Source organism: Paenibacillus sp. 453mf, from assembly GCF_900116105.1.
In the GTDB taxonomy this organism is placed as follows: domain Bacteria; phylum Bacillota; class Bacilli; order Paenibacillales; family Paenibacillaceae; genus Paenibacillus; species Paenibacillus provencensis.
On sequence record NZ_FPAC01000002.1, the window covers coordinates 109,333 to 123,137 of the forward strand.

The 13,805-nt window shown below is 47.8% G+C and carries 11 protein-coding genes and 1 riboswitch; of the genes, 7 read left to right on the top strand and 4 right to left on the bottom strand.

Annotation, left to right across the window (positions count from 1 at the left end):
* Position 1 precedes the first annotated feature (1 nt).
* The gene (locus tag BM415_RS14795; protein WP_244533454.1) at positions 2-1,732 is read left to right on the top strand and encodes an alpha-amylase family glycosyl hydrolase; all 1,731 of its coding nucleotides are present in this window, start codon (positions 2-4) and stop codon (positions 1,730-1,732) included.
* Between the two features lie 114 nt (positions 1,733-1,846).
* Here the strand turns inward: BM415_RS14795 and BM415_RS14800 are convergent, their stop codons facing one another.
* Positions 1,847-2,746: a LysR family transcriptional regulator gene (locus tag BM415_RS14800; RefSeq protein ID WP_091159407.1), complete on the bottom strand. Its 900-nt coding sequence runs from the start codon at positions 2,744-2,746 to the stop codon at positions 1,847-1,849.
* Positions 2,747-3,068: 322 nt separating this feature from the next.
* Here BM415_RS14800 and BM415_RS14805 point away from each other — a divergent pair, with 322 nt between their 5' ends.
* The 6 genes from BM415_RS14805 to sdaAA all read left to right on the top strand — a co-directional run bounded on the left by BM415_RS14805 (position 3,069) and on the right by sdaAA (position 9,380).
* A complete protein-coding gene (locus BM415_RS14805) occupies positions 3,069-4,016 on the top strand; it encodes a phosphate ABC transporter substrate-binding protein (protein ID WP_091159409.1) in 948 nt (315 codons plus the stop codon).
* Between the two features lie 159 nt (positions 4,017-4,175).
* Positions 4,176-5,108, top strand: coding sequence for a phosphate ABC transporter permease subunit PstC (pstC, locus tag BM415_RS14810; RefSeq protein ID WP_091159411.1), 933 nt, complete (start codon positions 4,176-4,178; stop codon positions 5,106-5,108).
* Entirely contained in the window at positions 5,108-6,004 is an 897-nt protein-coding gene (pstA, locus tag BM415_RS14815; RefSeq protein WP_091159783.1) for a phosphate ABC transporter permease PstA, read from the top strand. Before pstC ends, pstA begins: the two co-directional genes overlap by 1 nt.
* 39 nt (positions 6,005-6,043) lie before the next feature.
* Positions 6,044-6,802, top strand: a complete 759-nt coding sequence (gene pstB, locus BM415_RS14820; RefSeq protein ID WP_091159412.1) for a phosphate ABC transporter ATP-binding protein PstB — start codon at positions 6,044-6,046, stop codon at positions 6,800-6,802.
* Positions 6,803-7,473: 671 nt separating this feature from the next.
* Positions 7,474-7,585: riboswitch (glycine riboswitch) on the top strand.
* Positions 7,586-7,786: 201 nt separating this feature from the next.
* Entirely contained in the window at positions 7,787-8,479 is a 693-nt protein-coding gene (sdaAB, locus tag BM415_RS14825) for an L-serine ammonia-lyase, iron-sulfur-dependent subunit beta (protein WP_091159414.1), read from the top strand.
* Positions 8,469-9,380 carry an L-serine ammonia-lyase, iron-sulfur-dependent, subunit alpha gene (gene sdaAA / locus BM415_RS14830; RefSeq protein WP_091159415.1) on the top strand — a complete coding sequence of 304 codons (912 nt, stop codon included), beginning with the start codon at positions 8,469-8,471 and terminating at the stop codon, positions 9,378-9,380. Before sdaAB ends, sdaAA begins: the two co-directional genes overlap by 11 nt.
* 172 nt (positions 9,381-9,552) lie before the next feature.
* Here the strand turns inward: sdaAA and BM415_RS14835 are convergent, their stop codons facing one another.
* The 3 genes from BM415_RS14835 to BM415_RS14845 all read right to left on the bottom strand — a co-directional run bounded on the left by BM415_RS14835 (position 9,553) and on the right by BM415_RS14845 (position 13,783).
* Positions 9,553-10,575 carry an LLM class flavin-dependent oxidoreductase gene (locus tag BM415_RS14835; protein WP_091159417.1) on the bottom strand — a complete coding sequence of 341 codons (1,023 nt, stop codon included), beginning with the start codon at positions 10,573-10,575 and terminating at the stop codon, positions 9,553-9,555.
* A 338-nt stretch (positions 10,576-10,913) separates the two neighbouring features.
* Positions 10,914-13,496 carry an FAD-dependent oxidoreductase gene (locus BM415_RS14840; RefSeq protein ID WP_091159419.1) on the bottom strand — a complete coding sequence of 861 codons (2,583 nt, stop codon included), beginning with the start codon at positions 13,494-13,496 and terminating at the stop codon, positions 10,914-10,916.
* The gene (locus BM415_RS14845; RefSeq protein WP_076314842.1) at positions 13,493-13,783 is read right to left on the bottom strand and encodes an ArsR/SmtB family transcription factor; all 291 of its coding nucleotides are present in this window, start codon (positions 13,781-13,783) and stop codon (positions 13,493-13,495) included. The genes BM415_RS14840 and BM415_RS14845 overlap by 4 nt, the downstream gene beginning before the upstream one ends.
* Positions 13,784-13,805 lie beyond the last annotated feature (22 nt).

Here is a 13,805-nt window from a genome sequence, read left to right on the forward strand (position 1 = left end):
TATGTCGCCGCGCTATCTGCAAGGGCTAAGCAAACGCTTTGCATATCCCGTCATTGTTCTCCTGATAGCTGGCATGCTGGGTGCGTGCAGTAGTGAAGGAGCCGACATAGGACAGCAGCCGCATGGAGAAGAGCCCGTTACAGAAGATGCCGAAGCTGGGCAGAAGAATTCTGATGGGAGTGCTGCTGCCGAGGAAGCTGAAGCAGGAGGCCAAGGTAACGCTGAACTCGCCACCCTTGAACAGCCGTCAACCGTTTATTATGAGATCTTTGTTCGTTCCTTCTATGATTCAGATGGAGATGGGATCGGAGATTTGAACGGGATTACGCAGAAGCTGGACTACTTAAATGATGGTCAGCCTGGCGGACAGGATCTTGGCGTGGGAGGGATATGGCTGATGCCAATCAATCCCTCTCCCAGCTATCACGGATATGATGTGACGGATTATTACGATGTCCATCCCGATTATGGAACGAAGGATGACTTGAAGCGTCTGCTGGAAGAAGCGCATAAAAGGGGCATCAAGGTCATCATGGATCTGGTTGTCAATCATACGAGTACAGAGCATCCATGGTTTAAAGAATCGAGTATATCTCCGGACAGTGAATACCGTGACTGGTACAGCTGGGCAGAGGACACGGGTGAGAATACTTCAGGGATGAGTGCCGCAGGCAGTGGGCCGGCTTGGCACGAACAGGAAGGCATGCATTATTTGGGGACTTTCTGGAGTGGAATGCCTGATCTTAACTTTGACAATGAAGAAGTTCGATCTGAGATGCTCAAGATCGGTCAGCACTGGCTGGAGTTTGGTTTTGACGGATTCCGGCTTGATGCAGCGAAGCATATCTACGAGGATGTGCAGAGTGACCGCAGCACAGAAACAACGGAGAAGAATGTCTCTTGGTGGCAGGAATTCAGAACGGCCATGAATCAGGTCAAGGAAGATGCTTATATTGTGGGAGAGGTATGGGAGAACTCCCCTGTCTCCGTAGCGCCTTACTTGGACAGTGCATTTGACTCGGGATTTAATTTTGGGTTGGCTGATCAAATCATTCGTACGGTGACCAGCGAGACGAACGGTGGGTTTACTGTACAGCTAGCCCGGAATTATGAGCTGTTTAATGAACAATCCGGAGGAACATTTGTTGATGCGGTCTTTCTGGCCAATCACGATCAGAATCGCGTTATGAGTCAGCTAGGCGGATCGGAAGATCATGCAAAAATGGCGGCATCCATCCTATTGACCCTTCCTGGTAATCCGTTCATTTATTATGGTGAGGAGATCGGGATGGAGGGCGCTAAGCCGGATGAGCAGATTCGTGAGCCGATGCTATGGTATCAAGCGAAGGCTGGTGAGGGACAGACGACCTGGCTGACACCGAAGCATAATCTGGGCGAGGCTGCTGTAAGTGTCGAAGACCAGCTGCCGGACAGCTTATCCCTTCTGTCTCACTATCGTAAACTGATCGATTGGAGGAATGGAAGCCCAGCCCTCACAGATGGGACGATTGCCGATTTCGATCTGGATGACGATCAGCTGTTAGGGTATGTCAGGGCAGCAGAGGAAGAGCAAGCGCTGATCATTCATAACCTCTCTAAAGAGGAGAGACAGGTTGTCCTGAACGACTCAGAAGTGAAGTATACCGAGCTTGTACATGCTACAAATGCGGAGGCGAAGTGGGCAGATCAGACATTGACGCTGCCACCTTATACTTCAGCCATTTTAAAATAATTCACATATATTATGATGAAAGACCCTTTTTTGAGCGCTGAGTCAATCTCTCTGACCAGGTGCTAAGCAGAGGGCCTTTCTCATTGTAATGACGCCCATGTTCTTATATATGGATTAAAGAGCCTTTGGGTTCCTGTGGTTCTTACTTAGGAAAGACCAAAATTGTTGGCCTGCCGGTGTGAGCTCATTCATTTTAGATAATGTGATGTGCATAGTGACATCTTCCTTAGAGAGACCAGGGATCGAGAGCTTCACAACTCCTCTATTTTTCGAAAGTACAGCACTTGCCGGAAAAAAAGTAATCGCTTTGCCTGCAGCAACCATGTTTACAGCTGCTTCGGGTGTCGCAGCAAATACTCTCTCCCATAGATGGGCACCCGTGATCTGCGTAAAACGCTCCATCCGATCGGATAACCATCCGCAGCTCTCATAATTAACAAACATATATTTGCTTAGGTCTCCAGGATGCAAAGTTGACTCGTGTGTAAAGGGATGGTTCTCGGGGACGAGGAGAATCAGCTCATCTGTATGGATCAAAACTTTGTCAGAAGACGCTTCTTCTAATGGGTTACCCAGCTTGTCCAACCTGGCCGTAATAAAGTTCTCCTCGCTGCCTGGATCTATTACCTCATTAAACAAGCGGTTTGAAATACGAATACCAGGATATAGATCCGCGAATTCAGCGATAAGACCGGGAAGGTAATAGTTTGAGACCATGGGATCAGATTTGATCTGAAGACTTCCCTGATTCAGTTCACTGAACAGCTGTGCCGTTCGCCGTGCGGTCTGATCCAGATTTATCATTTGCTTGGCATAGGGCAGGATGGCTTTGCCCGCCTCTGTGAGCATGATTCTGCCCCTTGCTGCAATATATAGGGTGGTCCCCATATCCTTCTCAAGGCTCTTCATATGAAAAGAAACCGTCGGCTGCTTCATATCAAGCTCCTTGGCGACATCCGTAACTTTGTTCCATTTATCTATTAACACGAGAATCTGAAATTTAATTAAATTCATTACGAGGTTCCTCCTTGCTTGAAGTTATCACGTTTGTAAACGAATTTTTAACATCTATATATAGTAATCTTGCAAAAATAGACGCAACATTTGGAATATAAGATCATAATTTAGTTCATTATAAGGAGGATTACAGGAAAAAAGGCGCACTTCTTTATATCTATCATAGATTTATTATATGCTTTAATAGATTCTGTGTATACATATTTAATACACATTTAACAAAGGATAAATTTTAAGATGATGCACCGCCACTAAAATGAGTAATGTAAGTGGTGAACACAAATAAGACCACACACAAATTGGGGGAGGACAACCTAACATGTTCAAAAGAGTTAAGAAATTACCTTTAATGATGACTACACTAGCGATGACCGTCGTACTCGCTGCCTGCGGATCAGGTACAGATACGAGCGGATCTGGAAATACAGACCCAGCAGGGAGCTCTAATGGCAACACAGAAACAACACAGCTTAGCGGTTCCGTGCTTGCAGTAGGATCTACAGCGCTTCAGCCGCTTGTTGACCAAGCTGCACAAGATTTCATGACGATTGAAGGCAATGAGAACATTACAGTTCAAGTTCAAGGCGGCGGTAGTGGTACTGGACTTACACAAGTTGCTGATAAGCAAGCAGACATCGGTAACTCCGACGTATTTGCTGAAGAGAAGCTTGAGGCTGATCAAGCAGCACAACTCGTTGACCATCAAGTAGCAGTAGTTGGTATGGCAGCTGTAGTAAACAAAGAAGTAGGCGTGACAGATCTGACTAAGCAACAGCTGTCCGACATCTTCAATGGTAAAGTGACGAACTGGAGCGAAGTTGGTGGAGCGGATCAAGATATCGTGATTATTAACCGTCCTGCAAGCTCTGGTACTCGTGCTACATTTGAGAAATACGCACTTGGCGCAGCGGCTCCTGACCTTGAAGGATCGATTCAAGAAGAATCTTCTGGTAACGTTAAGAAGCTTGTAACTGAAACTCCTGGTGCAATCGGCTACCTAGCATTGTCCTATCTGGATGATACGCTGACTGCAGTTAAGTATGAAGGTATTGAAGCAACTGTAGAAAACATCGAGTCTGGTGAATATCCAGTGTGGGCTTATCAGCATATGTACACGAACGGTGAGCCAAATGAAGTAACAAAAGCATTCCTTGATTACATGGTTTCTGACGAAGTTCAGAACACTTATGTTGTAGAGCTTGGTTACATTCCAGTTAGCGGTATGCAAGTTGAGCGTGACGTAGAAGGTAACATCACTGAAAAATAATGCTGAATACGAATTAAGCGGTATGAAATCGAGGATTCCTCAATGATGATTTCATACATGACCTAATGAGAAGAGGCGGGCAAATTTGCCCGACCTCTTTCGTTCGGTTAACGGCAAGATATACAAATTATACTAAAATGATTCAAAAGGATGGTTTAGATGAGTCTAACGAAGAGGGAGCCGGTGCTAGAATCCGGTGAACAGTCTCGTCCCAAGCGGGAGAAGCATTTCTACGAGGATTGGATCGGTAAAATATATACTTCCATCTGTGTAGTTTTCCTTATCGTCGTCATTGTATCAATTGTTTTTTTTGTAGCCTCCAAAGGGCTTGCTACCTTCTTTGTTAACGGTGTAAGCGTCAAAGAATTTTTTACATCGGCAACATGGAACCCGACATCTGATCCGGCTTCTTACGGGGCTCTGCCATTCATTGTCGGCTCCTTCGCTGTTACAATTCTGGCAGCACTGATTGCAAGTCCATTAGCGCTCTGTGCGGCGCTGTTCATGACCGAAATAGTACCCGGTAAAGGCAAGCGAATTCTGCAGCCAGCCATTGAGCTCCTGTCCGGTATTCCATCGGTTGTCTATGGTTTTGTTGGTTTGAGTGTCATCGTTCCGTTACTGCGTTCGATCTTTGGAGGTACAGGGGTTGGTATTCTTGCAGGATGCCTAGTCTTATCCGTCATGATTCTTCCGACAATTACAAGTATTATGGCAGATGCGATTACGTCTCTTCCTGGAGGACTCCGTGAATCCTCCTATGCTCTCGGAGCTACTCGCTGGCAAACGATTGCCCGTGTTGTCATTCCGACGATGCTTCCTGCGCTTCTGACGGGTGTCGTGCTCGGTATGGCGCGTGCATTTGGTGAAGCTCTGGCGGTACAGATGGTTATCGGTAACGCTCCATTTGTACCAACTTCATTACTGGAGTCAGCATCTACACTAACGAGTGTAATTACGCTTAGCATGGGTAACACTGCAATGGGTTCAGTTCACAACAATGCGTTGTGGAGTATGGCACTTGTGCTGCTGATCATGACCTTCTTGTTCGTCTTACTGGTGCGTTTGCTTGAAAGGAGAAACCAGGTATGATGAAACCAAAAACAGCCGATAAATTAGCCACTGGCATCATCATCGCTTTCGCTGTATTTATTATCGCGATCTTGGTGGGATTGATCGGTTATATTATACTTCGCGGCGTTAGCCATATCAGCTGGGACTTCCTTACCAGCCGGCCGCAAAATCTTCGGGGCGGAGGCGGAATTGGGCCGCAGCTCTTTAACTCCGTGTTCCTGCTTATCTTGACTCTAATCATTACCATTCCGCTCGGTTGGGGAGCCGGTATTTATATGGCGGAATATGCGAAACCAGGCAAGATTACTAACTTTATACGATTGGTTGTTGAAGTACTATCCTCTTTCCCTTCCATCGTTATCGGTTTGTTCGGTTTGCTATTACTTGTTAACACCTTTGGATTTGGCTTCTCACTCTTGTCCGGTGCACTTGCGCTCGCCGTATTTAATCTGCCGCTGATGGTACGTACGACAGAGCAGGCCTTCCGTTCCGTTCCGACGGCGCAGAAGGAGGCAGGTCTTGCACTCGGCTTGTCCAAGTGGAAGATCATTACTTCCATTTTGCTTCCGGTTGCGCTGCCTAGCATGATCACGGGTACGATTCTTGCTGCCGGACGGATCTTCGGTGAAGCCGCAGCGCTGATGTATACAGCCGGAATGAGTAGTCCGCCGCTTGACTTTACGGACTGGAATCCGTTCAGCGAAAGATCACCGCTGAATCCGATGCGTCCGGCAGAAACACTAGCCGTGCATATCTGGAAAGTCAACAGTGAGCAGCTTGCGCCTGATGCGCTTGAGATTGCGGCAGGAGCTTCGGCCGTTCTCGTTATCCTCGTTCTTATCTTTAACCTGCTTGCGCGCTGGCTTGGACGTGTTGTATATCGCAAGTTGACAGCGGCTAAGCGTATGAACTAGTAGAATCGGCTTTTTGTATATAGGGAGGTACTTTGAATAATGCCACAACAACCTTTTAGCACAGAGGATCTGAGTGTTTTTTACGGCGAGAAAGAAGCGGTGAAGGGAATCAGCATGGAGTTCCCCAAGAATACCGTAACTGCCTTGATTGGTCCTTCTGGATGCGGTAAATCCACGTTCCTGAGATCCTTGAACCGAATGAATGATGAGATTTCTGGGGCTCGCGTTACAGGTCATATATGGATGGACGGCAAAGACCTGAATGCGCCAGGCACAGATGTTATCAAGCTTCGGCAGAACATCGGAATGGTGTGGCAGAAGCCAAACCCGTTCCATAAATCGATCTATAACAATGTTGCGTTTGGTCCGAAATACCGCGGTGTCAAGAGGAAGAAGGATCTGGACGAAATCGTGGAAAAAAGCTTGCGTCGTGCCGCTCTGTGGGACGAGGTCAAAGATCGTCTTAACGATTCTGCCCTGGCCCTGTCGGGTGGACAGCAGCAGCGTCTATGCATCGCTCGCGCCCTGTCGGTAGAGCCGCAGATATTGCTGCTGGATGAGCCGGCTTCGGCACTAGACCCGGTATCCACAGGTAAGATTGAAGAGCTGATTACCGAGCTCAAAAAAGATCTGCGTATCGTTATCGTTACTCATAATATGCAGCAGGCAGCCCGGATCTCAGATTTTACAGCGTACTTCTACCTGGGTAATCTCATGGAACGTGATGTAACGGAGAAAATCTTCTCTAATCCGGAGAACCAATCGACTCAAGAATATATTATGGGACGTTTCGGCTGATCGGAGATTATCGAGAATTCATAATGATCAGATGAGCACAGCTTACGGCTTAAGAAGTCGAAGCTGTGCTTTTTTTGCATAGTGTCAGTTCTACCGGCTATTAAAGAGAGGGATTCAGTAGATTCATACAGAAAAAGTATCGCTGTGCTCGGCGTATTTTACAGTATCGATCGTGCTTGTCCTCCTGTCGTTGGTGCTCTGGTTGATTAGTCTTCTCCGTTCGAGAAGTGGCTGTTTTGATGAAGCTAAGTCTATAGATCAGCCCAATGTAATTGCTCTATAATGACAGGTATAACAGGGTTAGATGTATAAGCGAATAACAAAGAATGCGCATAATATATCTTAAGAGAAGTGAATCAATTTCATAACTCATTAAAAAGGCGGATTCGAAACTATATATAGACAAATTAAATCATTTTGATCTATATATACTCTTGATTTAAGCAACTAAAGGTATTATGAAATTGATTCAACTCATTAGAAATAAATATAAATTGATTCAAGTGGTGAATAAATCTGAAAAAATCTTTATGGTGTGAGAAAAAGTAACATTATGCTGCTCTATATAAGGTTGGATCGTTACTTTTGTTGACATGTAGTCAGCTTATCGATTAATCTATTTATAGTGAGTTGGAAATTGATTCAGTACAAAAAAAGAATAGGACAGCGGATGAAGATCAATGGGAGAGATCACGTGGGAAACCATGTGACACCGAAGGAGCAAGCTGATAAGCACCCGGCTTATACAGCAGAATCTCTCAGGTAGAAGAACCTTGATTCGACGCAACTCTGGAGAGAGCCGATGCGCCGCCAAAGGGGTAAGTGAGAGTGAGGGCGATTGCTATGCGCCGGCCACTTCTGACGAAACTTTCAGGTACCAGGACAGAGAGAGGGGATGTACGCCCTTACTCTGTCCTTTTTTGCGTGGAAGAACTGATATTTCTGCACAGAATAAGTTAGAACGATGAGAAATGGGGAGTTAAGATGACAAGGTTCAAGGATGTATTCTCAATTATCGGGCCGGCAATGACGGGACCGTCCAGCTCCCATACGGCAGGGGCCGTTAGACTTGGGCGTATCGCCCGGCAGTGGCTTGGGACGAGACCGGAGAAAGCGAAGATGATATTATACGGCTCTTTTGCCGACACTTATAGAGGACATGGAACAGATCTGGCGCTAATCAGCGGACTTATGAATATGGCTACCGATGATGAGCGAATTCCGGATGCAGAGGAGTGGGCTGAGAAGCTGGGAATGGAATATGAGTTTGTAACGAGCGGTCTTCCGGCGGCACATCCGAACACCGTGAAATTTGAGCTGTCAGCAGGAGAACGAACATGCACGATGGTGGGAGCTTCCATTGGTGGAGGGAACGTTACCGTCTCTTTATTGGATGATTTTCGAGTGCAGCTGACAGGTGATTTTCCTGCGGTTGTGCTCAGGCATTCGGATAAAGCCGGAGTTATAGCTTCGGTAACAACAGCGATCAGTGAATCCGGCGTCAATATTGGGTTCATGCAAGTCGACCGCAAAGGCCGGGATGGTGAAGCGCTCACAGCGATGGAGACAGACACGGTACCGGCATCGGATGTACTCATGAGACTGAAGTCCCTGCCTCATATTTTTGATATCAAGGTCATTGATTTGAAGAAAGGGGACGATACGGATGCGGTTTAAGCATTTAAAGGATCTGAATGCGATCTGTACGGCAGAAGGTAAGACGCTGGCAGAGCTGATGATTGAAGAGCAAGTGAAGGAGACCGGAACGCTAGAAATTGAGGTTGTGCAGCAGATGGCGGATTATTATCAGGTTATGAAGCAGGCTGTGCATAAAGGAATGAACGAGGATACAACATCGCGCAGTGGTCTGACAGGAGGAGACGGTCAGCGGGTGCGCCATTATTTGCAGAACAATCAGAGCTGTTCGGGTGATGCATCTACACTTGCTATGGCCTATGCACTTGGCGTGTCTGAAGTGAATGCTTCCATGGGAAGAATTGTAGCAACACCTACCGCGGGATCAGCAGGTATAATTCCGGGTGTATTCGTAAGTGCACAGGAGCGGTTTGGATGGGATGACGAGCATATGGTTAATGGTTTGTTCTCTGCAGGAGCGATTGGTTATGTCATTGCTAATAATTCCTTCATATCTGGAGCAGAAGGTGGATGCCAGGCAGAAGTCGGTTCAGCGATCGGGATGGCAGCGGGGGCAATGGTTGAGCTTCGCGGCGGAACACCGGAGCAGGTCGTGCATGCGGTCGGTTTAGCTCTTAAAAATACGCTTGGACTCATATGTGATCCAGTCGCAGGGCTGGTGGAGATTCCGTGCATTGTACGGAACGGACTCGGAGCGGTCACAGCGCTTGCAGCAGCAGATATGGCCCTCGCAGGAGTGCGGAGTGCGATTCCTTCTGACGAAGTGATCGATGTCATGCTCGAAGTGGGAAGCGCGATGCCAAGCCGTCATCGGGAGACGGCCCAGGGAGGACTCGCCCAGACGCCAACAGGCAAGAAGCTGACGAAACAGCTGGCAGACGCGAAGAAGGGGAAGACCGCGCCTAAGAAAGCAGCAGATTGAGAGCAATGCGGGGAACTGGCATAGTGTGCGGTGTGCCAGAGGCATATGTTGAACTGCACAGTGGAATATCTCTTGTGTAACAATGAACGATGATTAAAGAAGCCAAGACGAATGAATAGGGAACTCGTGTGAATCCCTGTTTCGTCTTGGCTTCTTTATTGGGCGGGCGTTATTACGCTTGATTAAAGATTTCACTGAGTAGTTTAATCGAGTGTAATCTTGACTGATGGTCATAGATCGGGCTGGTTACAATGAACTCATTAGCGCCGGTTTGCTCCAGCATTTGATTCAGTTGATCACGAACACTTTTCTTGTCTCCCATAACGGAATAGCGGAGCTGCCCTTTCACAATCGCTTTCTCCTGCATATTCCAGTCCAGCTCGTCAACCGGAGGCTGCATGAGACCGAAGCGCCCACGGATCATATTCAAAAATTGTCTATGATGTGAAGTCGCAAGCTTGTGCGCTTCTGCATCTGTCTCTGCTACAAAAGCATTCAGAGCGACCATGGCATAAGGCTCCTCTAACACTTCAGAAGGCTGGAAGTTGTTATAGTAGTAATCCAGTGCAGGCAGCAGATAGTCTGGAGCGAAATGGCTGGCAAAAGAAAACGGCAGACCTTTGCGAGCCGCAAGCTCAGCGCTGAATCCGCTTGACCCAAGCAGCCAGATTGGTATATCCAGTCCACGCCCTGGATATGCATGCACCTGCATTGATGAGGTGGAAGTTGGTTTGAAAAAGTGCTGCAATTCTTCAAGGCGCTGCGGGAAGTCCTGACCGTCGCTTCCTGGTCCGCGGCGAAGGGCTCGAGATGTCAGCTGGTCAGAGCCCGGAGCGCGTCCGAGACCGAGGTCAATTCTTCCGGGATACAGAGATTCGAGCGTGCCAAACTGTTCTGCAATGACAAGAGGAGCATGATTCGGCAGCATAATACCGCCAGAGCCGACGCGAATACGCTTCGTCCCGCCTGCAATATGGCCGATAACTACGGAAGTTGCAGAGCTTGCAATCCCCGGCATGTTATGATGCTCTGCCAGCCAGAAACGGTTATAACCAAGCTCGTCTGCATGCTGAGCCAGCTCAAGGGAGTTCTTCAGCGCACTGCTGATGTTAGAGCCTTCTGTTACCGTGGCCAGATCTAGAATGGAGAAGGGAATCTCCTGTAATTTCTTATTGGATGTAGATTCAGTAGTCATTGATTTGTAGTAAGCCTCCTTGTAGATAAAAATATATCGTTAATCTCTCGAGATGGGTACAAAAAAGAATAGCATTTTCATTATATCATAAATTATAGATATATGGATTTTGCATAAAACATAAAAAGAACAATCCATTGATTATTATGCAAAAATCCCGATACAGATGAACCAATATAATAGCCTGGATTCATATTAGTTATGCGTAATTTAAGGTCATGGCATGCATGCAATAAAAAGTTGGCTCCCATAGAGCGGAAAAAAGAGATGAAGTAGATAAAGAAAGGAGCAGATTTCTGGTTCTCTTCCCATGAATTCTGCTCCGGTTGTTGTATGATTTATATAAACAAATTGATGCCTGATTGATCGGCTTGTCCGAGATAGTATCCGACACCGCCGATCTTCACTCCATTAATCAGCTCTTCTTGCCGGATGCCCATTACATCCATCGACATCTGGCAAGCGACAAGCTCAACGCCCTGAGAGACTGCGGTGTCCATCAGCTCCTCAAGTGAGGAGATATTGTTATTCTTCATCACACCGCGAATCATCTTGGAGCCTGCACCCAGCATGTTCATACGGGAGAGTGGGAGCTTGCGGCTTCCTCTGGGCATCATCATTCCGAACATACGGCCCATGAAATTCTTCTTCACATCCACCGGCTCGGTCTTCCGAAGAATATTCAGCCCCCAGAAGGTGAAGAACAGAGTAACCTTCTTGCCGCTCGCCGCAGCACCGTTTGCAATAATGAAGGAAGCGATCGCTTTATCCAGATCGCCGCTGAATACGACCATCGTTGTCCCTTCTGGTCTTGCGGCTGCCTGAGTCTCGGCTTGTTGTGAAGGCGAAGTATTTGAATTCGCACCATCCTTCTGCAAACGAGCGCTAATTTCGCCGTTCGAGTGCTTGTCTACAGCGAGCACCGTATGACCTGACATGCGGGCAAAAGACTTCACATCCTCGTAAAATCCGGGATCGGTAGCGGTAATATGCAGGATTTGTCCTGCTTCCAATCGGTCCATCGCTTGCTTCGCTTCAATGAGCGGTCCAGGACAGGACAAGCCACAGGCATCGAGCTTAATATCAGCATGGATGCGGCTTCCTTCTGGCAAAGGACTTGTCTTATCAACAGACGGAACAGAGGCAGGGGATGATGTCACAGCGGATAACGAACCCGGTTCGGGTTCTAATCCAGTAGTCGAAGACTCAGTCTGCTGTCCAGTTGCGGTGAATGGCTCTTGTTCTTTTACTTCCTTTGCCCCTGATGACTCCGGCTTTTTGGGCTCAAATTTGCTCATCATATACGTCTTGTATCCTCCTGTCAGGTTACGTACCTTATATCCATGCTGCTGCAGGATGCGGGCTGATGTGTATCCCCGAAGTCCCACTTGGCAATACACCCAAATTTCTTTATTGCGGTCCAGCTCGGATAAACGATCTCTCAGCTCATCGACCGGAATATTAACGGAATCAGGGATGTGACCGTTCTGATGCTCAAGCTCCGATCTGACATCCACGAGAACTGTAGTCTCCGGATTTCGGTTCTGTAAATCTTCACTCACATATACCGCTGTATTCCCGGTTACTACATTCTCTGCGACGTATCCGAGCATATTGACAGGATCTTTGGCCGATGAGAAAGGCGGAGCATAAGCGAGATCTAGCTCGGTTAAATCGGTGACCGTGCCTCCAAAATGTAACACAGCCGCGATATCATCAATCCGTTTATCTACACCAGTACGGCCGATCGCTGAAGCACCCAGAATCTTGCCCTGCGGATCAAATAGCAGCTTCATGGTAAGGGGAGATGCCCCAGGGTAATATGCAGCATGAGCATTGGGATGGATATAAACAGCGTGATATTGTAGCCCGAGCGATTTCAATGTTTTCTCGCTTAACCCGGTTTGAGCTCCTGTCATATCAAACACTTTAATGATAGAGGTTCCTTGAGAAGCTCTATATGTCGTGCTTAAGCCTGCGATGCGGTCAGCCGCAATTCTTCCTTGCTTATTCGCCGGTCCGGCAAGAGGAATGGCCGTCTTCCCGTTACTCGAATGAATCTCGACAGCATCTCCTACGGCATAGACGCTTTCCACGTTGGTCTCAAGTGCTTCGTTCACCTGAATGTGACCCCGCTCACCCAGCTTGATGCCGCTTCCTGTCAGGAACCCTGTATCCGGTGCAACGCCTACGGCGAGAATGACGATATCGCTATGGAGCGTCTCGCCGCTGTCCAGTAGAGCCTCAACTTGAGTGCCGTGCTCCTTAAATGACTGCACCTTATCATTAACAATCAGCTGCACACCCTGCTCTTCCATTTCCTTTGCCAGCATACCCGCCATTTCCGGGTCAAAGGAATTCATGATCTGCGGCCCAGACTGCACGAGTGTCACTTCAAGACCAGCCAGCTTCAGGTTCTCAGCCATCTCCACACCGATATATCCTCCGCCTATAACTACTGCAGAGCGGGTGTCCGGGGAGATGACCTGCTGCTTAATCCGATCGGTATCCGGAATGTTGCGTACCGAATAGATATGCGGATGCTCTATGCCTGGAAGCTCCGGACGAATCGGTCTGGCACCTGGTGAGAGTACTAGTGCATCGTAGCTCTCCTCATAGGTTCCACGTTCTAAGCTTCTAACCGTTACCTTTTTGGCGGTCGGGTTTATCGAGATGACTTCACTTCGAGTGCGTATATCCAGATTAAACCGTTTGGTCATCGCTTCCGGTGTTTGTACAATCAGCTTGGAGCGGTCTTGAATCGTATTTCCGATATAGTAGGGGAGGCCGCAATTCGCAAATGAAATATACTCGTCCCGTTCGAACATGATGATATGTGCTGCTTCGTCCAGCCGCCGCAGCCGCGCAGCAGCCGAAGCGCCGCCAGCAACGCCACCAACGATAATTACCTTTTTACTCATTTCTCTTCCTCCTGAAAAAATACTTCAATAATCCCTTTAACTCTGGGATCTTTTACGGAATAAGTAACCTCGAGTCCATGCCGTTCGGCCTCGACGATGCCAAGGCTCCGCAGCTTCTGCAGATGCTGGGAGACTGTCGATTGAGGCAGCTCCAGACACTCCTGCATGTAGCTGACGTTGCAGCTGCCCTTCTGAAGCAGTCCCCTTACAATACATAGCCGAACCGGATGGGCCAGCGCCTTCAGGCACTCGGCCATTTCGTTATATATTTTGATATTATTGTCCACTGATAACCGCCTCCTCGTAAGG